Source organism: Dermatophilus sp. B7861-1 (assembly GCF_058996045.1).
Map to the genome: position 1 here is coordinate 39,669 of NZ_CM180082.1, position 19,830 is coordinate 59,498.

General features: G+C 57.5%; 19 protein-coding genes. 14 read left to right on the forward strand and 5 right to left on the reverse strand.

Translation table 11 applies throughout. From position 1 onward, the window contains the following. Nucleotides 1-109 precede the first annotated feature (109 nt). The 4 genes from AC2T9U_RS00190 to modA all read right to left on the reverse strand — a co-directional run bounded on the left by AC2T9U_RS00190 (nt 110) and on the right by modA (nt 3,613). A complete protein-coding gene (locus tag AC2T9U_RS00190) occupies nt 110-574 on the reverse strand; it encodes a V4R domain-containing protein (protein WP_208304148.1) in 465 nt (154 codons plus the stop codon). A 401-nt stretch (nt 575-975) separates the two neighbouring features. Then, the gene (locus AC2T9U_RS00195; protein ID WP_493696219.1) at nt 976-2,055 is read right to left on the reverse strand and encodes an ABC transporter ATP-binding protein; all 1,080 of its coding nucleotides are present in this window, start codon (nt 2,053-2,055) and stop codon (nt 976-978) included. Continuing rightward, entirely contained in the window at nt 2,052-2,816 is a 765-nt protein-coding gene (locus AC2T9U_RS00200) for an ABC transporter permease (protein WP_493696963.1), read from the reverse strand. Before AC2T9U_RS00200 ends, AC2T9U_RS00195 begins: the two co-directional genes overlap by 4 nt. Nucleotides 2,817-2,854: 38 nt before the next feature. Beyond that, a complete protein-coding gene (gene modA, locus AC2T9U_RS00205; RefSeq protein WP_493696220.1) occupies nt 2,855-3,613 on the reverse strand; it encodes a molybdate ABC transporter substrate-binding protein in 759 nt (252 codons plus the stop codon). A gap of 176 nt (nt 3,614-3,789) precedes the next feature. Between modA and AC2T9U_RS00210 the strand changes: the two genes are divergently transcribed. From AC2T9U_RS00210 to AC2T9U_RS00270, 13 genes are all read left to right on the forward strand, one after another. Then, entirely contained in the window at nt 3,790-4,794 is a 1,005-nt protein-coding gene (locus AC2T9U_RS00210) for a LacI family DNA-binding transcriptional regulator (RefSeq protein ID WP_181816119.1), read from the forward strand. A 435-nt stretch (nt 4,795-5,229) separates the two neighbouring features. Then, nucleotides 5,230-6,180, forward strand: coding sequence for an Fpg/Nei family DNA glycosylase (locus AC2T9U_RS00215; protein ID WP_115031933.1), 951 nt, complete (start codon nt 5,230-5,232; stop codon nt 6,178-6,180). 156 nt (nt 6,181-6,336) lie between these two features. Further along, a complete protein-coding gene (locus AC2T9U_RS00220) occupies nt 6,337-7,782 on the forward strand; it encodes an alanine/glycine:cation symporter family protein (RefSeq protein WP_493696221.1) in 1,446 nt (481 codons plus the stop codon). A 375-nt stretch (nt 7,783-8,157) separates the two neighbouring features. Beyond that, nucleotides 8,158-8,460 carry an urease subunit gamma gene (locus AC2T9U_RS00225; protein ID WP_115031929.1) on the forward strand — a complete coding sequence of 101 codons (303 nt, stop codon included), beginning with the start codon at nt 8,158-8,160 and terminating at the stop codon, nt 8,458-8,460. 36 nt (nt 8,461-8,496) lie between these two features. Further along, the gene (locus tag AC2T9U_RS00230; RefSeq protein WP_115031927.1) at nt 8,497-8,868 is read left to right on the forward strand and encodes an urease subunit beta; all 372 of its coding nucleotides are present in this window, start codon (nt 8,497-8,499) and stop codon (nt 8,866-8,868) included. Further along, nucleotides 8,865-10,577: an urease subunit alpha gene (gene ureC / locus AC2T9U_RS00235; RefSeq protein WP_493696222.1), complete on the forward strand. Its 1,713-nt coding sequence runs from the start codon at nt 8,865-8,867 to the stop codon at nt 10,575-10,577. The genes AC2T9U_RS00230 and ureC overlap by 4 nt, the downstream gene beginning before the upstream one ends. Further along, nucleotides 10,577-11,143, forward strand: a complete 567-nt coding sequence (locus AC2T9U_RS00240) for an urease accessory protein UreE (RefSeq protein WP_208304143.1) — start codon at nt 10,577-10,579, stop codon at nt 11,141-11,143. Before ureC ends, AC2T9U_RS00240 begins: the two co-directional genes overlap by 1 nt. Before the next feature lie 18 nt (nt 11,144-11,161). Beyond that, nucleotides 11,162-11,911, forward strand: coding sequence for an urease accessory protein UreF (locus AC2T9U_RS00245; RefSeq protein ID WP_493696223.1), 750 nt, complete (start codon nt 11,162-11,164; stop codon nt 11,909-11,911). A gap of 50 nt (nt 11,912-11,961) precedes the next feature. Continuing rightward, entirely contained in the window at nt 11,962-12,609 is a 648-nt protein-coding gene (gene ureG / locus AC2T9U_RS00250; RefSeq protein WP_115032873.1) for an urease accessory protein UreG, read from the forward strand. A gap of 86 nt (nt 12,610-12,695) precedes the next feature. Then, nucleotides 12,696-13,538, forward strand: coding sequence for an urease accessory protein UreD (locus tag AC2T9U_RS00255; RefSeq protein WP_493696224.1), 843 nt, complete (start codon nt 12,696-12,698; stop codon nt 13,536-13,538). A gap of 45 nt (nt 13,539-13,583) precedes the next feature. Continuing rightward, nucleotides 13,584-14,525: an urea transporter gene (locus AC2T9U_RS00260; RefSeq protein ID WP_493696225.1), complete on the forward strand. Its 942-nt coding sequence runs from the start codon at nt 13,584-13,586 to the stop codon at nt 14,523-14,525. Nucleotides 14,526-14,559: 34 nt separating this feature from the next. Beyond that, the gene (locus AC2T9U_RS00265) at nt 14,560-14,970 is read left to right on the forward strand and encodes a YbgC/FadM family acyl-CoA thioesterase (protein WP_115031916.1); all 411 of its coding nucleotides are present in this window, start codon (nt 14,560-14,562) and stop codon (nt 14,968-14,970) included. 172 nt (nt 14,971-15,142) lie between these two features. Continuing rightward, complete coding sequence (locus AC2T9U_RS00270) at nt 15,143-16,516, forward strand: PAS domain-containing protein (protein ID WP_115031914.1); 1,374 nt, start codon at nt 15,143-15,145, stop codon at nt 16,514-16,516. An 82-nt stretch (nt 16,517-16,598) separates the two neighbouring features. On the opposite strand, the gene AC2T9U_RS00275 is transcribed toward AC2T9U_RS00270, so the two are convergent. Continuing rightward, nucleotides 16,599-17,213, reverse strand: coding sequence for a hypothetical protein (locus AC2T9U_RS00275; protein WP_493696226.1), 615 nt, complete (start codon nt 17,211-17,213; stop codon nt 16,599-16,601). 329 nt (nt 17,214-17,542) lie between these two features. On the opposite strand from AC2T9U_RS00275, the gene AC2T9U_RS00280 reads away from it, so the two are divergent. Further along, complete coding sequence (locus tag AC2T9U_RS00280) at nt 17,543-19,660, forward strand: neutral/alkaline non-lysosomal ceramidase N-terminal domain-containing protein (RefSeq protein WP_208304138.1); 2,118 nt, start codon at nt 17,543-17,545, stop codon at nt 19,658-19,660. Nucleotides 19,661-19,830 lie beyond the last annotated feature (170 nt).

Consider the following 19,830-nt stretch of genomic DNA (forward strand, 5'->3'; position numbering starts at 1 on the left):
GCGGGCTTGCGTGAACCGAGTGAGCACAGGAGGGCGTTCCGTGCTGACTCGGTCCAGCAGTTGTTGTGTTGGAGAGTAAAGAAAAGGAGAGGGAGGGGATGGAAGGTTTTCAGTCCAGGGCGATGTGGCGCTTGATGCGGTAGACGCACTGTGAGTCGCCCATGGCCTCGCATTCGAGTTCTTTGCCGGTCATGGTTGCGCCGTAAAGGCCGCCGATAGCGCCTACGAAAACACCGAGGGTGTAAGCGCACATTGGCTCGTCGGACTTACGGTCAAAAGAGCAGGCACCTTCGTGGATGCGCACGGTGTAGGTGCCGTTGTCTTCGGTGATGTCATCGACAATGGCTAAACGGGTGCCATCCAGGCCCAGAGCTTTCTGTAGGATTTCGGTGGCGTCATCAATAGAGGGGGAAGCGCCAGTTTTTCCCAAAAGCTCGACCAGTCCAGCGCCGCGCATACGGCCAGCGCCGAGGACGGGACCCGGGCCAGCGAGGTCTTCGACGTGCAGACGCATCTGCTGGAGGCATTCGGCTGCGACGAACTTGCCAAGGGTGGGGCGTGTGTTGGTGGGCATGTAGGTAGTACCTCGTGATCTGCGTGTTGTGTCGTGTGAGGTGTTCCTGACACACGGATTGGCCCGGTAGGGCAGTGCACCCAGTCGGTGGGCCTGTTCACGGTTCAGACTAGAAGCGCAGCAGTGACCCACGGCGTGGGCTGCGTATACGTCCATGCTCTTTGGGTGGGTATTTCGTTGGAGCAGAAAGAATGTGAATCTGAACAGTTGTCCGGCCACGTGATATGCGAGTCTGCGTTGTGGCGAAGCAGAAAAGATGAGCGCACCGAGCTTGATAAGAAAAGCAGGCTAATTCATTGCCCTATAAAGTCATTATCTGCACACCTGGTTACTGTCACAGAAATTCCGTTAAAGACGTACGGCATAACTTGCTGGGTCGGTGCGTCGCAGAAAAGGACCTTTTAGGCGTCTGGAAAATACACGGACACTTCTGTAGCTTTCACCGAAAGCCACACCTGCATGCCAGGAGCTAATCCCAGTTCAACCAACGCAGCAGTAGTCACCTCAACCCGAATATCAGGCGGCCCAGCAACATGAAGCCGCACCCGCGCACCCACCATGTCGACCGTGAGCACTCGGCCACACCACACATTCCGCGGTGAGCCCACCCCCGGACGCTCCCCAAACACCGACACCGACTCTGGCCGAACCGCAGCAAACACACGTGCCCCATCCGGAAAACTCACCCCGGCCGCCGCATGCAACACCCCACCCCCGGCAAGGCGTATCGCACCGCCGTGCCCCCAAACCCCCTCAAAGAGATTCACCCCCACCAGATCCGCCACAAACTCTGTTGCCGGATGCTCAGCTACCTGCACCGTGGGGCCGTACTGAACTACCTCGCCCTCTTCCACAACCATCACCGCATCGGCCATCACCATCGCCTCCACCGGATCATGAGTGACCAGCAAAACCGGCCCACGAAACTGCGCCACATGCTCGCGCACACATCCCTGTACCTCCCGGCGCGTAGCTGAATCCAACGCAGCAGTCGGTTCATCCAACACCAACACATCCGGTTCACAAGCCAACGCCCTTGCCAGCGCCACCCGCTGAGCCTGACCTCCTGACAATTCCCCTGGACGCCTGCGTCCAAGATCCCCAACCCCCAACCGCTGCAGCCACTGAAACGCCCGCGCCGTTGCCTCTCGCCTAGACACCCCCCGCATCCGCAGCCCAAAAGCAACGTTTCCCACCACGCTCATATGCCCAAACAGCCGATAATCCTGAAACATCACCCCCACATTCCGCTGCTGTGCAGACACAAACACGCCCGCTTCCGGATCATCCACCGTCACTTCACCTAGCCGCAGCTGTCCACGATCCAGCACCTCCAGGCCCGCCACCGCACGCAGCACACTGCTCTTGCCAGCACCATTGGGCCCCAGTAACGCCAACACCTGCCCCGGATACACCTCAAAAGAGGCCTGCACCACAAACCCACCACGACGAACCCGCCCATCAAAAAGCAACTCCTTCACCGCCCCACCCCCGGCCACCAATACGAACGCAACCCCACCAACACAGTCACACACACACCCAGTAGCACCAGCGACAACGCAATCGCCGCCTGCGGATCTGACTGCATCGCCAAATACACTGCCAACGGCATCGTCTGCGTAATGCCCGGCAAACTGCCCGCAAACGTGACTGTGGCGCCAAACTCACCCAACGCCCGCGCCCAACACAACACCGTCCCGGCTACCAATGACGGCGCCACTGACGGCAAAGACACCGACCAAAAAACCCGCCACCTCGAGGCCCCCAACGTCACCGCAGCCTCCTCTAGCCCCCGATCCACCGCCGCAAACGCACCAGCTACCGTCACCACCAAAAACGGCATCGCAACAAATGTTTCGGCCACCACCACCGCCACCACCGTGAAAGGAAGACTGATCCCCCACCACACATCCAGCCACCGCCCTACCAGCCCTGCACGCCCATACGCCAACAACAACGCCACTCCCCCCACTACTGGCGGTAACACCAACGGCAACGTCACCAACGCACGCAAAATCCCCACACCACGGCGCCGTGACCGCGCCAACACCCACGCCAACGGCACCCCCATAACCAACGACAGCGCTGTCGCCACCGAGGCACTTACCAACGAAAGCCGTAGCGCCACTAAAACCGCTGGCGCGAACACCAACGAAAACAACTCTCCCCACGGCACCCGCGCCGCCAACGCCACAACTGGAAGCAACAAAAACGCTGCCCCTACCAGCGCAACCCCACGCATTGGCCACGGCGTACCCCCCAACGGTGAACGACCGTTACTCACGGCGCACCAAACCCCGCCGAAGTCAAGATTTTTTTACCCACTTCTCCCCGTACCGCCTGCACAAATGCCTGCGCGGCAGGCTCATTCTGTGTCCGGCGTACCACTGCCAACGGATATGAAGTCCACGCATTCATCTGCTCGGGAATCTCCACCCCTTTGACCTTTCCAGCAGCGGCAACTACATCCGTCCCGTACACCAACCCGGCATCAACCTCCCCCAAAACAACTTTCGTCACCACTGCCTTCACATCGACCTCACGCGTAACCGGTTGCACATTTACAGATGCCTTTTCCAACACCTTCGCCGCCAAAACCCCACACGGAACCGACTGTTCACACATGGCAACCTTGACCTCTGAGCGCCCAAGATCCTCCACTTTTTCCACCCGACCAGCGCGACCAGCAGGAACAGCAATACGCAAAGAATTGCGCGCAAACGACACCGGCTCATCAACGAGACCAGCCCCACGCACCTGTTCCATCGGAACTGGACTAGCCGAAGCAAAAACATCCGCAGGCGCCCCCGCTTCAATCTGCTGCGCCAAGCCAGAGCTAGGACCGAAATTGAACCGCACCTGCACCCCCGGATGCGTACGCGAGAACTCTTCACCGATACGCGTAAACGACTCCTTCAACGATGCTGCAGCGAACACAGTCACCACCCCCGATGAACCGTTCGGCTCCAACGTTTTCCCACCACACCCAGCTATGCACATCGCCACCACCACACCAGCGATCAGCCAACGAGCTTTCACCGCACAGCCCACCCATCAACACAAACCAGCAAATACCTGCGACATCACACCCCCATCAAACCGCAAACACACAACACAACACGCTCACACCAGCGCACACCAACACATCGCCTAGGTGTGCCCTTGTTTTGTGGGGCGTGACAGGGCATCCCTCAGCCCCTTTAGGCTCATACTCGATGACCACTATTCGTGACGTGGCGGCACTAGCCGGAGTGTCCGTAGCAACCGTCTCCCGCGCACTGTCCGGCAGTGATCGAGTCACCCCTGCCACTCGTCAACGTGTCCAAGCCGCAGCCGCTGAGCTTCACTACCACCCCAACGCTGTTGCAGCAGCAATGCGCACGGGACGCACCGGCACCGTCGGACTCGTTGTTGCCTCGCTAGCTAACCCCTTCATTACCCGCCTGGCTGCCAGCATTGAAGCCCAATGTCGTGCCCGAGGATGGACACTGACCATCGCCACCGGCAGTGAAGACCCTGACGAGCAAGCCCGCGTGACTTCCATACTGCTCAGGCAACAAGTTGACGGACTTTTCATCGTCCTAGCAGACAACAGCACCGGCAGCCTAGACCGCATTGCTCAATCAGGAACCCCCATCGTCGCCATCGACCGACGCACCACCATCGAAGCCCACGCCAGCATCCTCAACGACCCCACCTGCGCGCTGGGAGACCTCGCCACCCACCTGTACGAGCAGGGATACCAACGCCCCGCAATCATCAGCGGCCCCACCTCCGTATCCACCGGTCACGGCCGCGCCCACATCGCCCTCCAAGCGCTAACCCGTGCTGGCTACAACGACCTTCCCATCCCTATCCACCACGGGGACTTCACCGCAGAACACGGAACCCAAGCCACCACAAAACTCCTCGAATCCCCACAGCCACCAGATGTCATCGTGGCGCTATCGAACCTCGTTGCCCAAGGAGCCCTACACGAGCTCCAACGCCGCAACATCGACGTCGGCCCCCAAGTCGGTCTCACCGCCTACGACGACGAACCCTGGTTCGAACTGACCAACCCGCCACTAACCTGCGTCACCCAGCCCGTGACCGAAATGGCGCAAGCCGGTATCGAAACCCTCGCAGCCCTCATTGAGCACAAAGCCCGCCACATCGAGCCCGCCCCCCTCACCGGATCCCGCCTCATCATTCGCCAATCAACCTGCCGCAAAACCTAATCGGATCTAGAAACACCCAACCTGGACAACCGGCCAAAAAAATTTCAGCCAAAAGTTCAAGTCACCCGTCCGGAAACCGATAAGACACGTGACACGAAAGAACACCACTACACGGCAGCCACAACAGCGAGGAAAAGACGAACGGGGGTCCGTCCACACCTTGGCTGAGGCACGACAACCGTGAAACCGGTGCACACGGCACCGTCAACGCTTCACAACCAAGGCGGGTAATGAAGCGTCCCAGCAGGCCGAACGCGTTATCGGGGGATTCGCGACCGGCCACCGCCGACGGCTAACGGGAACCGACGGCGAACCGCAGGGGAACGGTGGCGACGCACCAGTCACACGCGTCGCCACCCACCAACTCACACACCTACCAATCGAGGACTACGCCTGGCCAGCATCAGCGCACCACTGAATCACTACAGTTAACCCATGCCCGAGGGACACGTCATTCACCGCATGGCCAGCGCATACGACCGAGCATTCGCCGGCACCATTACCCGCTCCAGCAGTCCCCAAGGACGCTTCAGCGACGGCGCAGCCAGCATCGACGGCCTCGAACTCGTCTGCGCTGAAGCAGTCGGTAAACACTTTTTCGCCCACTTCGGCCCACGCACCATCCACGTTCACCTCGGCATGGCCGGACGCATCAGCGTTCACCACACCACAGACGCCACCGAACGCCTCGGCGAAAAAATCACTCTCGACCCTCAAACCACCCCTGCCTTCTCTGGCGAAACGGACCGTCCCGTTCTCGGGGCGATCAGGTGGCGACTAGAAAACGACACCGCCTGGGCTGACCTATCCGGCCCCGCCATCTGCGAAATCCTCGATTCCGACGGATTCAACAAAGTTCTCAAACGCCTGGGCCCTGACCCACTGCGCGAGGACGCAGACCCCGATCGCGCCTGGAACCTAGTTCGTAAATCCAAACAGCCCATCGCCCTGCTCCTCATGGACCAAAAAATCTTTGCCGGAGTAGGCAACATCTTCCGCGCTGAAGCTCTCTACCGCGCAGGCCTAGACCCCATGCTGCCGGGACTGGCCCTTAAAAAAAGCGAATTCGATGACCTCTGGACAGACTTAGTCCAGCTCATGCGCTATGCCGTCAACCATGGACAAATCGACACCGTCCGCCCAGAACACACGCCTGAAGCCATGAACCGGCCACCTCGAGAAGACCCCCACGGCGGCGAAGTCTATGTCTACCGCCGCGCCGAACAGGCCTGCTACATCTGCCACACCCAGGTGCGCAGCACTGTCATCGGCAACCGCAACCTCTTCTGGTGCCCCGTATGCCAGCCACTTTCTCGGCGCCGACCTGCCGTCGAAGCACGCAAAAAACTGCGTGAACAGTCTCTACTGGGACGTCTGGCGCACTGACTAGCACTCTGCAACGCAGACCCCGACCAACATCTCGCTCAAAGGACTACATCCAGCTCGAGATTCAAAGGGTGACAGGGTAAGCGCGTAATCACCACAACAACCTCAACACAGCAACACCGATTCGCCCACAACAACACAGGGACCCGCCGCCTCATGATTGACGCCCTCACCGCCTACCTTGGCGCCCTCAACGGCTTCGTATACACCTACTTCCTCGTCGCCCTCCTTATCGGCGGAGGCCTATATTTCACCCTGCGCACCCGTGCCGTGCAGATACGTCACTTTCACCACCTGCTGAGTCACTCACTAGCTTCACGCAAAGGAGCCAACGGAGGGATCTCCTCATTTCAGGCATTCGCCATGGGCATGGCCACCCGTATCGGCATCGGCAACATCACCGGTGTGGCCTTGGCGCTCGTGCTCGGCGGCCCCGGAGCGATCTTCTGGATGTGGGTGATCGCCGCTGTTGGCATGGCAACCTCATTCTTTGAAGCCACCCTGGCCCAGGTATTTAAAGTCTCCAACACAGACGGCACCTATCGTGGCGGCACCGCCTACTACCTCTCTTACGGCTTGCAATCTCGTGCATGGGGAGTAGGTATCGCGTCTGCACTCGTGTTTTGCATGGTCATCGCCATGCCCATGGTTCAAGGCAACACCATCGCCCTCGCTCTGGAAAACGCTCACGGTATTCCGGCGTGGGCTACTGGCCTATTGCTCATGGCTCTAACAGCGCTTGTGGTCTTTGCAGGGATGCGCGGCGTAGCCCGCACGACAGAAATCCTCAGCCCCATGATGGCTATCGGATACGTGTGTATCGCTGTCACAGTTGTCATCATGAACATCGGCAGTGTTCCGGGGTTCCTATCTGACATTATCTCCGGTGCCTTTGGGATTCGACCTGGCTTGGCCGGGGTGGCAGGCGGAGTCACCGCAGCTGTGCTTAACGGTGCTCAACGCGGGCTTTTCACCAATGAAGCAGGTATGGCAACCAATCCCAACGCGGCCGCCACTGCCACGGTTGCTCATCCGGTGCAGCAGGGGTTCATCCAATCTCTCGGTGTTCTCGTCGACTCAATGATCATCTGCACTGCCACTGCGTTCATCATTTTGTCCAGCGGATCAAACGTGTATGTGCCAGGTGCAGTGCCAGCTGCATCGGAAGCTGAAAATGCTGCCGCCAGCCTGACCGTTAACGCAGTTACTTCACAGCTGGGCAGCTGGGCCGTGTGGCCTATGTCGATCATGATTTTTTTCTTCGGATTCAGCTCGATTCTGGGTGCTTACGCGTATGCCTCCGTCAACGTCGACTTCCTGCGCGGTTACAACACACGTAACCGCCTAGCTGCCACCTTGGTTGTGTTGACCACCGGAGTCGGGGCTGTACTGGCGTTAAAAACAGTGTGGGCGCTCATGGACACCGCGATGGCTTTAACGACGCTCATCAACATCATTGGTCTCATTGCACTCTCGAAGTGGGTTGTTGGAGCGCTCCGTGACTACGAAGCTCAAAAGGCGGCTGGTATTGATGAGCCACGCTTCTGCGGTGAAGGTAACTCGAATTTGCCGCGTGATATCCCTACCGATGTCTGGAAATAGACGCAAATACCACGCTTTTCAGTGAGGCGGCTGTAAATAGCTTTCATTAATGCTTCTTTAAGGAGGGAGTGGGCTGAAAAGCAGTCCACTCCCTCCTTTTGTCTGAAGATGTGCAGAGGTTTGGTTGCGCGAATCTTATTCGCGAAAAATCCAACCAAATGAGCTTTTTGGTGATTTTTGAAGTGGGCTCATTTTCTGCCCTCGCCGGGTTATCGATGGATATTTCTAATATCTATTCCTGCATGTGGAACAACTGAGTCCTTGCTGAATAAATGCAAATTATTGCGAAAATAATTTGCGCTTATTGTGTGCCATAGGTGCCTCCCATCGGGTTTACGGTCTGAACGAACTACCGTCCCGCCCCGTAGGAGCACCATGCGCCTGACCCCACGAGAGCAAGACAAACTGCTCATCGTCGTAGCCGCCGACCTCGCCCGCAGACGCCAAGCCCGCGGCCTGAAACTCAACTACCCCGAAGCCGTTGCCATCATCAGCTACGAACTCATCGAAGGGGCCCGCGATGGCCGCACTGTCGATGAGCTCATGAGCTGGGGAACAACCATCCTCACCCGCGAAGACGTTATGGAAGGAGTGCCCGAAATGATCCATGACGTACAAATCGAAGCGACCTTCCCCGACGGCACCAAACTCGTCACCGTGCACGACCCCATCCGCTAAACACTACCCGCCGTAACACCCCCAGCAAGGACAATCATGATCCCTGGCGAAATCGTGGCCAGCGACGAAGAAATCGTCGCCAACCACGGCAGAGAAACAAAAACCATCGACGTCGTAAACATCGGCGACCGACCAGTACAAGTCGGCTCCCACCACCACTTCTATGAAGTCAACCGCGCCCTGGAATTTGACCGGCCCGCCACCCGTGGCTTCCGCCTCAACATTCCCTCCGGCACCGCTGTGCGATTCGAACCCGGCGACCACAAAAACGTCGAACTCGTCGCCCTGGCAGGACTGCGCCGCGTCTACGGCTTCCGAAACCGCGTGAACGGCCCCCTTGACGCCCCCGAAATCATCGAAGAACAAGCCTGGGCTCACCCCACCACCCTGAAAGGGGCAGAAAAATGACCCTCAGGATCCCCCGCCGCCAGTACAACGACCTCTACGGCCCCACCACCGGCGACTCGGTCCGTCTCGCCGACACAGACCTGTTCGTCAAAGTCGAAAAAGACCTCACCGGATACGGAGACGAAGCCGTCTTCGGCGGCGGAAAAACCATCCGCGATGGCATGGGCCAAGACGGCAACGTCAACCGCGCCGAAATGATCCCAGACACCGTCATCACCGGCGCCCTCATCATCGACTACACCGGCATCTACAAAGCCGACATTGGCATCCGAGACGGACGCATCTGCGCCATCGGCAAAGCCGGAAACAACAACATCATGGACGACGTCGACATGACGATCGGCCCATCAGCAGAAATCATCGCCGGCGAACACAAAATCCTCACCGCTGGCGGCATTGACACCCACATCCACTTCATCAGCCCAGAACAAGTCCCCACCGCGCTCGCCGGAGGAGTTACCACCTTCGTCGGCGGAGGCACTGGTCCCGCCGAAGGAACCAAGGCCACCACCATCACTCCCGGCGCCTGGCATATCGGCCGCATGTTGCAAGCCTTTGAAGGACTACCCATCAACGTGGGAATCCTCGGCAAAGGGCATGCCTCCATGACCTCCCCCTTGGCAGAACAGATCGTCATGGGGGCCTGCGGTCTAAAAATTCACGAAGACTGGGGAGCTACCCATGCCTCCATCGACAACTCCCTCAAAGTTGCCGACGAATATGACATCCAGGTAGCTATCCACACCGACACTCTCAACGAAGGTGGCTTTGTCGAAGACACCATTCGTGCCATAGATGGACGCGTCATTCACACCTTCCACACCGAAGGCGCAGGCGGTGGCCACGCCCCCGACATCATCACGATGGCCGGGCTGAAAAACGTGCTCCCCGCATCCACCAACCCCACAATGCCCTTCACCCGCAACACCATCGACGAGCACATGGACATGCTCATGGTGTGCCACCACCTCTCCCGAGAAATCCCCGAAGACGTCGCATTCGCCGACTCTCGCATCCGCCCAGAAACCATCGCTGCCGAAGACGTCCTGCACGACATGGGTGTGTTCTCCATGATGAGCTCCGACAGCCAAGCCATGGGCCGCGTCGGCGAAGTCGTGCTTCGCACCTGGCAAGCCGCCGACCACATGCTCAAAACCCGCGGCCACCTGCCTGGAGACTGCGAATACAACGACAACAACCGCGTCAAGCGATACATCAGCAAATACACAATCAACCCCGCTATCGCCCAAGGTATGTCCCGCCTCATCGGATCAGTCGAAGTTGGAAAATGGGCAGACCTGGTGCTCTGGGAACCTGCCTTCTTCGGCGTCAAACCCGATCTGGTCATTAAAGGTGGACTCATCCTCGGCGCTATGCAGGGCGACCCCAACGGATCCATTCCCACCCCCCAGCCACAAACCTTCCGACAGCAATTTGCCAGCTACGGCGGCGCACTGGCTGAATCCTCCATTTCCTTCATGTCCATGGCAGCAGTCAACGCTGGCGTCGCCCGCAGGCTCCGCCTCAAACGGCATGTGGCCCCCGTTGAAGACATCCGTCAGCTCACTAAAGCGGACATGAAATTCAACAGCGCCACTCCCGACATTGAAGTCGATGCACAAACATACGAAGTGCGCGTAGACGGCGAACGCATCACATCCACCCCCGCCACCACCCTGGCAGGCGCACAAAGGTATTGGCTCTTCTAATGACTGACACACCCAACACCCCAGCAATACAGACCCAGGAATCACTACCCCCCATTCACTCAACCGCCGTCATCTTCAACATCACTGACGGCACACCTGAACACCTCATCCACACTCCCGGAGACCATCACGGTCACCGAGAGCGCGAAACCATTCGCCTCCACAACGAAGCTCTCGCCAAACGAGTCCAGCGACTACGTACTGACAAAGGCCGAGAAATATCCCTACGCCTGCCCTCCGGATCGCCAGCTCTACGCCCCGGAGATGTCATTGCCGTCACTGACACCAGCTTCATCACCATCGAAACCACCACCACACGAGTCATCGTTGTGCGGCCCAGCTGCATCCGTCAGATGGGAGAAGCCGCACACGCCCTGGGGAACCGGCACCGCCAGGTTCAGTTCTTCGACGACAGCACGCAATTCGGGGCACAGTTCGGCCAAGTCGTCTTCCTCACTCCCTACGACCACACCGTCACCGACCACCTCGAAAGCCTCCACGTCGACTACACCATCGAAGATGTCGAACTCGACACCCCCTTCCGCCACGCAGAACACCAACACTGACCGGAACTCATAAAACCCGTGACCACACCCACGACCAGGCGCTCCCGACGCCACGCCCCCAGACTGACGCCCACTGCTACCCACCCCCACCTGGCCCTCATCCAACTCGCTGACTCCGCCCTACCGGTAGGAACATTCGCGCACTCCTTCGGTATGGAGACAGCCCTGGCGGATGGAACAGTCACAGACGAGGCAGAGGTAGCGGCATGGCTGGCTTCCTTCCTGAAATCGCAAGTCCTGACCACTGACCTGCTAGCCGTGCGAGAAACATTCGCTCTGGTTAAGGAAGAAAACGTCGATAAGCGAAAGCTTCTCGACCTGGATGCCACGATGACCGCCGTGTCCTTGGCATCTCAAGTACGAGAAGCATCCTGGTCAATGGGTGCACGACTGCTAGAGCTAGCCGTCGAATGCTTCCCTACCCCCGCGCTAACCACATACGACGAGTTAGTTCGACAAAAACACGCGGACGGGCACTATGCCATCGCATACGCCCTAGCAGTCGCGGGTATGGGGGTCGGTCTTGCTGAAACACTGCACACCTACGCCACCTCCCTGAGCATCGGACTTGCGCAGAACGCAGTACGTGCGGTCCCGCTCGGGCAGGTGGCAGGCCAACGTGTCATCGCCTACCTCCACCCAGTGATCGCCGCAGTATGCGAAGAAGCTCTCACTCTGCCCACCGATCTGCTGGGAGCTGCCTGCCCACATCTGGAAATCGACCAAATGAGGCACGAACGACAGCATGCTCGAATGTTCACCAGCTGACTGTGAGCATCCACACCCGAGAACAACAACCACCTGACGCAGGAAGACCTATGACAGACACACACACCGAACCTCTAGAACAAGACCCCATCATCATCGGTGTCGGCGGCCCCGTCGGAGCCGGGAAAACCCAGCTAGTGGAACGTCTCACCCGCGCGATGAGTCACCGCGTATCGATGGCAGCAGTCACCAACGACATTTACACCATCGAAGACGCGAAAATCCTCGCCCGTAACTCCGTTCTGCCCGAAGACCGCATCATCGGAGTGGAAACAGGAGGCTGCCCGCACACAGCAATCCGGGAAGACACCTCACTCAACACCGCCGCGATCGAAGAACTACGGCGCCGACACCCTGACCTAGAAATCATTTTTGTCGAGTCCGGCGGCGACAACTTGTCCGCCACGTTCTCCCCCGAACTAGTGGACTTCTCCATCTACGTCATTGACGTGGCCCAAGGGGAAAAAATCCCCCGAAAAGCAGGCCAGGGAATGATCAAATCTGACCTGTTCGTCATCAACAAAACAGACCTAGCACCTCATGTAGGCGCGGACTTGTCAGTCATGGAGGAAGACTCAGCAAAATTCCGTGGTGATCGCCCCTTCTGCTTCACCAATCTGCGCACCGATGAAGGGCTAGAAAAAGTCATTGAGTGGATTGACCACGACATTCTCATGACCGACCTCACCGACGCATGACGCTCACATCTGGCTCAGCACAGCCCCGCTTACCTTCATCTGCCCCAGCCTCTGCGGAGCCTGAAAAAACAACGGGCAGTCTTGACGTGACATTCGCGGTGCGAAACGAACGCACCATCCTGTCCCGCCAGCACCATCGGGGAGCACTGAAAGTAATTCGCCCCTTCTACCTTTCTGATGGTGCTGCTGCCGCAGAAGCAACACTGACCGTGCTCAACCCTGGCGGCGGCTATGTCGGCGGAGATGTGTATCGGCAGCACATAACCCTCCAAGCCGGGGCTAAAGCAGTTGTGACAACCCAGTCCGCGACCCGGGTCTACCGCACACCGCACAGCGAAGTGACTCAAGACACCGAGCTCGTCGTGGAAGACGACGCTGTGTTGACTTATGTGCCAGATGAACTCATTGGCTATGCCGATGCCCGATATGTGCAGCGCACACGTGCCCAACTGGCCAAAACAGCGACATTATTCGCTAAGGACGTCGTCACTCCTGGGTGGGCTCCAGATGGTCGACTTTTCCAATACCGAAAACTGCACACAATCTTCGACGTAGTTGGCATGCCTACGTCAGAGCACCATCGAGGCAAGCTGCTAGCCCGCGACAACCTTTTCTTAGCACCGGAGCGATTCGGGATTTCTCCTGATCACACAGTGCTGGCAGAAACCTTTACTCACGTGGGAAGTCTTCTTATCGTCTCGCCCCACGTGGATACCGAGACTGTCGATGCGATTCGTGACGTTTTAGCTGCTCACGAAAGTAAGCATCTGCATTTGCGTACAGGGGTGAGCAGGATGCCTATCAACGGGGTTCTCATCCGTGCCTTGGGAGTCAACACGGCCGTGATTGATGGCGCCATTGGGGCGGTGATTGATCAGCTCCGCGCAGACTGGTTTGGGTGGGGGCCGCTACCGCGGCGCAAATACTGACATTTTTGGCCGCGTGACAGCGGCCGGGTAAGAAAGGTTTTCTTCATGTCTCTTCCGACACAGGCTGCTCCTCGTCACGACTATGTGCGCTGGATACGGGCCGTGTTGCGCGGGCAGGGGCAGGTGTTTTTTATCGACAAACCGATAGCAGGTCTGCTCATGCTGATCGGTGTAGGCATAGCCGATGTTCAACTGGCTCTGTTCACGCTGGTTGGCATTCTCGTTGGTATGTCCACCGCATGGGTGATGGGCGTTGACCGTAATGAGATCGAGAACGGCTTATGGGGGTATTGCTCTGCACTGGTTGGCGCTGCCGCGTTCGTGACGTGGGGTAGCGGGAGCAGTGGCATCGTTGCGGCCGTGTTGGGGTCAGTTGTGGTGGTTCCGGTTCAGGTTGGATTGGCTCGTCTACTGCGGGCGGGCAAGTTGTCGGCGTATGGTCTACCGGTTCTGACAGCACCGTTCTGCATTGTCAGCGGTATCAGCGCGATCATTGCGCGAGGTTTTCCACATCCGCCAGCCTCACCGTTGCAGATGCTGGGGGTGAGCGGTATTGCTGAGCTGGTAGAAGAAGCTCTTGAAGGAATCGGGCAAGTCCACTTCGCTGATTCCTATGTAGCCGGAGCGCTGATTCTTCTGGGACTTTTCGTAGGTTCCTGGCGCGCTGCGGCCGGGGCAGTGGTGGGAGCGGTGGTCATGACATTGGTGTCGCCGATTTTCGGGATCGACCCAAATGTGGTGGCTCACGGGCTAAGTCAATATTCGGGTGTGTTGGTGGGGATTGCTGCATTGGCGGTTTTCACCGCTGACGTCAAGCCTGCGTGGATTCCATGGGTACTGGCTGCAGTAGGAGCAGTGGTGACGTTGCCGCTGGAAGAGCTATTCGAAGCAGCGCATTTTCCGATGTACACCTGGCCGTTTGTGATCGTGACGTGGGCGATTATTGCTGTGCGGGCATATGTGTTGGAGCGGTCGGCAAGGTCGTGAATTCTTGACTCCCTGCCCCCTTTAGGGTGTACGAATGGGGAGTCAATCAAACAAAATTCGCGAAAGTGAGTACAGCTCTGTCTTCTATAAGGTCTACTACGAGGACACGGATTGTCTCGGTATGGTCTACTACGCGAACTACTTTCGGTTTCTCGAACGTGGCCGCACCGAGTATCTCTCCGAGCGAGGCCAAACGATTTCGGCACTCAACGAAGCGGGTATTGTCTTTGTGGTCGCCAAGGTTGAAGCTGACTTCAAAGCGTCGGCGCGCCTGGGGGACACCATAGAGGTGCTTTCTTCTCTCTCTACCCCATCACCGTTCAAGATTCTTTTCCATCAGAAGATCTGCCTGGACGGAAAAGTACTGGTCAAAGCTCTCACGACGCTGGCATGTATTGAGGAAGATGGTTCCCTGCGCCGTGTGCCGCCAGAACTGAGGAGTTAGGGAACGGCACCAAAACCATGAAAGTGCGCTGCGTTAACCCACAGCGACGCGCAACTTTGGGGTGAAAACCCCTAACGTGGAGTACGTAGTAGGACACTCGTCCATGACCGGTGCATCTGGGGACACCGGGACGAGCCGCGCCGCGTAGCGGCGGGAAAGAGGGGAACACGGCATGGCGCATCATGAAGCACCGCAACCGACCAACGTTGAGACTATCGTTGGCGAGAGCGATTACTTCTTCTCCACCACTGATCGCAAGGGCATCATCGAACTCGCGAACGCCGTGTTCGTCCGTCTTTCGCAGTATGAACACGATCAGCTGCAAGGGTCGCCGCACAACATCGTTCGACACCCTGATATGCCCGCCGGTGTCTTCAAATCTATTTGGGGCCAGCTCAAAGCAGGCCGACCTGCTTGCGCCTATATGAAAAACATGGCTGCTGACGGCAGCACGTACTGGCTTATTTCCACGTTGATCCCGGTGGGGGAGAAATTCCTTTCGGTGCGTATGGGCACGCTCGTTCATGAGTCCAAAAAAGCCGCCGAAAAGCTATACGCCGATATTCGTGCTGCTGAGCATGAGGCTCGTGAAAACGGGGCTAGCGCTGATGAGGCGGCCACAATGGGCCTGGAGCTCATGATTGCTGAGCTGTCTAAAACAGGTATTAGGTCTCCTGAAGATCTCGCCTATCGCATTCTTCCCGCAGAGGTTGCAGCGCACGAGCGTGTAGGACGCATTCCTCAGCGTCCTGAAGCAACTGGTTATGCAGCCGAAATGCTGCACCTCATGCATGAAATTGACGACATCACTGCTGGATCTGTCGCACAACTCGATGAGTACGCCTCACTCATTTCTGTCTTGGAAGCTTCTGCTGCTGATGCAGGCCCTGCTTCTGACCGGCTCACCATCATCGCTGACGCTGCACAAAACGGGGCAAACATTGAAGATGTTCCGGAGATGATTGCTACTTTCACCACACGTCTGACGGAGAAAGTCGAATCAGCCATCGACAAACTCGCTGGGCTGGATGAAGCACTGACCGCCCTGGCCACCGACGTTGCGCGTCTTCGGTTCCGGATTGCGCTGCTGCGCCTGCACAACCGCATGATCGGTAGCTTCTGCGTTGAGGTCATCGACAGTCAAGAATCGTTCGATGCTCTGCCCTCATTGCGGATCCTGACCCAGGCCCTCGGCGAAGAGGCTGATGAGCTTGCTGCGGCAATTACCCAGGTGCGTGGGGCTTTGGCGGCTGTTCCTGACCAAGTTCAAGACGCTGTGCGTGATGCTGACCGCACTTTGCGTCTTTCCACAAAGTGGCGCGGTGAAGCTGGTGAAGCCGAGGGAGACGTTGCTGCTGCACTTGCTCCGGCACTGGCTGCGCTCACGGAAAACTCAGCCTCCGGTTTCGCTGAACTTGGCCGCTTCTACGATGTTGCGGCGCGTTGCTTCCACCTGCCTGACCGCCACGACGACGCTGGCCTTGCTACCCTCATCGGCCGCATGCACTCCATCATCGATAACTTCAACGAGAGCGAAGCAGCCTAACGCCTCCGGAATCAGCCGTTTCTTCAGCCCCAGAGCGTGGACGCTCTGGGGCTGAACTCTGTAGCGATGCTATCATTGATCGTTAATTTGCGTCAATAATCGTTGTCGTTACTGACGTCATCGCAGGACGTGGGGGAGTGGACCCAAAACCAAAACGCACCGGGGGAGCCACCCGTTGCAACGAGCCCAGATCCTGTCTCTGCCACGAAGCAATCGAGTCGGTGATGGCGTGCACATCACATGCCCCATAGAACTCTCGGCGCCCATGACCGGCCGTACCTGCAGTACGTAACCCGACGAGACGAGCAGGCACGTCAGTTAAACGACAAAATGCTGGACTTGTGGCGATGTAGGTGGGGATCAGGTGCAGCAACCACCCCAACGGAGTGCGTTCTCCCGTCGTCAATGACAGCTCCAATGGCCCAGCCTTCAGGCCCCAATGGTCTACACCTGGTGAAACGGTGGTCACTTCACAGGAAACCGGAACTGTGATGACCTCATCGAATGTGTAGGTGGCTGTCACAAAATCAGCCACCTCAGCTGAGGGAGCAAGTAATATTCGCCAGCCATTGGCGCGTTCCACCATCACATCAGTAAACGTCCCTAAAGGAGAATCCACCCAACGGCCAACAACGAGCCGAGTGCCTTCTTGCGTTCCAACCCCGGCAATATAACCGCGAAAAACATGACGTCCCATATGCGCGCCTCCCGTCATTAGCTGCTCATGGGAGATGTTCGACTCTATGGAACCATCACCCCCAAATTTTATTTAAAAGAAAACTCACTCGCTCTTGAAGCCTGCAAAATCTTTAAACATCTAACACGGATGTGTGCTCATTCATCACTGATACCTAACGCTAATACCCCCAGCTTTGAACCAGGCTTGCGTAAGTGAACTTCATATGGTTCCTGGCACATCAAAAAACCTGGATTCCTGTGGTGCACCACACAGTTCGAACCACACAGCGGACGATGTACTCCCGATCTGAGATCGACCTCATGCCCACAGGAATTGAAAGGCCCGCAATGACGCGAAGTACTCGAAAAATCACCCTGTCAAAAATCATGGCTCCAGCAGTGGTTGTCGCGCTCGCCTTACCTGTAGGAACAGCTTTTGCTGCACAACCACATGGCGTTCACACGTCTGCGGTGAAGACTGATGGGTCAGGTTCCTATCTTGTTGGTTCAGGTATGTATGACATCACCGGTGCTGCTGCGGAAACAGGAATGTTCGGGTATGCGGCATCACAAGAAGTCGATGGCTTGCATATGCGCTTGTACTCACGTGCTTTCGTCGTGGCTGATCAGAAATCGGGAAAACGAGTGGCTATGGTGACCACAGATATGGGGGCTATGTTCCCCTCGATCACCTCTGCCGTGGTTGCCAAACTGCAGAAAAAGTTTGGGGACAAGTACACCTCTCAAAATGTGCTCATTGCAGCGACGCACACTCACGTCGGCAATTCAGGTATGTCCGGCGATCGGCTGTATCAGGTAGCTGGCGCCGACTCGACCTCGGCTGGCTACGACAAGAAAAACTTTGACACCGTCGTGAACGGCATTGTTGAGTCCATCAGTCGCGCGCATACAAACCTGGCTCCGGGCACGGTGCAGCGTTCGGAGGGAGAGCTTAAGGGAGCCACGCGTAACCGTTCTCTTCCTGCGCACCGAGCTAATAAAAATCCAGGCAATGAAGTGGATTCCTCCATGACACAGCTGGAGTTTCGAAGGTCTAACGGACAAGCGGTCGGGGTGTTGAACTGGTTCGCGATCCACCCGACGAGCTTCAGCAGAAAATTCACCAAACTCAGCGGCGATAACAAGGGCTACGCCTCTTACATGTTCGAGAAGCAGATGGGAGCTGACCCGAGCAAGGCAGGATCATTTGTCGCTGCGTTCGCCAACAGTGCGGTAGGTGATGTCGTTCCTGCACAGGGCAACGCTCACTCGGCTCCCGGATACGGGGGCAGCTCTGATGAATACCACAACACTCAAGTTGCTGGAGAAGCGCAGTTAGGAAAAGCACGCCAACTGTGGCAAGCGCAGGGGGCGGTACAGGGCGGTCCAGTTGATTTCCGTTCCCGACACATTGATCTGCGTAACTACACAGTGGATGCCAAATATGCTGGTGGTAAGGCTGTGCAGTTATGCAAGGCCGCGCGGGGGTTCTCGTTTGCATCCGGTGGTGAGAATGGTCCCTCAAAGATCCCAGGAATGTATGAGGGGATGACACGTGACTCGTTCTCTATCTCCGACAAAGTCAACAAGGTTGATACCTCTGCGCTGGGTGGGTTGACGCGGCTGGCGTTTGCGGGGATCTCAGCGGTGCATCAAGACAAGTGCCATGCGGAGAAACCTATTCTCCTGCCCACAGGGGCGTGGAAGATGGTCAGCTCGGTGGTGCAGGTGCAGCTAGTTCGGGTGGGGAACACGGCGGTTTTGGCATTGCCGGTTGAGCCGACCACGGTGGCTTCGCGCAGGTTGCAGGAACGAGTTGCTGCTGAGTTGGCGGGAACAGGTGTGAACCGGGTAGTGATTGCCGGTGTGGCTAATGGTTACAACGGTTATCTGGCCACTCGTGAGGAATACGCGGCGCAGCATTACGAAGGTGCCTCGACAGAGTTTGGGCCGTTCGAATTTGCTGCTTTCGAGCAAGAAGCTGCTGGTTTGGCCTCAGCGATGAAGAGAGGCGCTGCAGTCAGTGACGCGGCTTCTCCGGCTGGAAGTTTCACGGCCAAGACTCCTGCCCGTCCAGGAGTGTTATTCGACAGTAAGCCAGCACGTCAGCAGTTTGGGCAGGTGCTGGAACAGCCATCGCAGTCCTACACCTCTGGTCAGGTGGCCTCGGCGGTGTTCCGGGCAGGGCACCCGAAGAATGACTACCGAACGATGGGTTCGTTTTTGCAGGTTCAGCGTCAGGAAGGCGGAGCCTGGAAGACGGTGCGGACGGATCGGGATTGGGATACGACGTATGCGTGGAAGCGGGAAGGGGTGGCCTTTTCGCGGGCGAGTGTGCAGTGGCGCATTCCGAAAGGAACTCCGGCGGGAACATATCGACTCGTCCAAACCGGTGATTGGAAAAATGCTCAAGGTGGAAAAATTTCGCCGTATGTAGGAATGTCTCGGCCTTTTACGGTGCGTTAACTTTTTCGTGATTTCCGTCACTGTGTTAGTGGGTTTTGTGGGGGCGAAAGGTGCATCACGTTGCTGTGTTTGCCCCCACATGGCCTGCGTCACGGAAATGCGAGGGGTGTCACATACACACATAAGGATGTAAACGATTTCAGTATCGATGGCATTTCGTAGATTCAAAA

Coding starts and splice junctions, on each gene's coding strand:
- AC2T9U_RS00190 (WP_208304148.1), bottom strand. CDS start 574: ATGCCCACCAACACACGCCCCACCCTTGGCAAGTTCGTCGCAGCCGAA.
- AC2T9U_RS00200 (WP_493696963.1), bottom strand. CDS start 2,816: ATGCGTGGGGTTGCGCTGGTAGGGGCAGCGTTTTTGTTGCTTCCAGTT.
- AC2T9U_RS00210 (WP_181816119.1), top strand. CDS start 3,790: ATGACCACTATTCGTGACGTGGCGGCACTAGCCGGAGTGTCCGTAGCA.
- AC2T9U_RS00215 (WP_115031933.1), top strand. CDS start 5,230: ATGCCCGAGGGACACGTCATTCACCGCATGGCCAGCGCATACGACCGA.
- AC2T9U_RS00220 (WP_493696221.1), top strand. CDS start 6,337: ATGATTGACGCCCTCACCGCCTACCTTGGCGCCCTCAACGGCTTCGTA.
- AC2T9U_RS00225 (WP_115031929.1), top strand. CDS start 8,158: ATGCGCCTGACCCCACGAGAGCAAGACAAACTGCTCATCGTCGTAGCC.
- AC2T9U_RS00230 (WP_115031927.1), top strand. CDS start 8,497: ATGATCCCTGGCGAAATCGTGGCCAGCGACGAAGAAATCGTCGCCAAC.
- ureC (WP_493696222.1), top strand. CDS start 8,865: ATGACCCTCAGGATCCCCCGCCGCCAGTACAACGACCTCTACGGCCCC.
- AC2T9U_RS00240 (WP_208304143.1), top strand. CDS start 10,577: ATGACTGACACACCCAACACCCCAGCAATACAGACCCAGGAATCACTA.
- ureG (WP_115032873.1), top strand. CDS start 11,962: ATGACAGACACACACACCGAACCTCTAGAACAAGACCCCATCATCATC.
- AC2T9U_RS00260 (WP_493696225.1), top strand. CDS start 13,584: ATGTCTCTTCCGACACAGGCTGCTCCTCGTCACGACTATGTGCGCTGG.
- AC2T9U_RS00265 (WP_115031916.1), top strand. CDS start 14,560: ATGGGGAGTCAATCAAACAAAATTCGCGAAAGTGAGTACAGCTCTGTC.
- AC2T9U_RS00270 (WP_115031914.1), top strand. CDS start 15,143: ATGGCGCATCATGAAGCACCGCAACCGACCAACGTTGAGACTATCGTT.
- AC2T9U_RS00275 (WP_493696226.1), bottom strand. CDS start 17,213: ATGGGACGTCATGTTTTTCGCGGTTATATTGCCGGGGTTGGAACGCAA.
- AC2T9U_RS00280 (WP_208304138.1), top strand. CDS start 17,543: ATGACGCGAAGTACTCGAAAAATCACCCTGTCAAAAATCATGGCTCCA.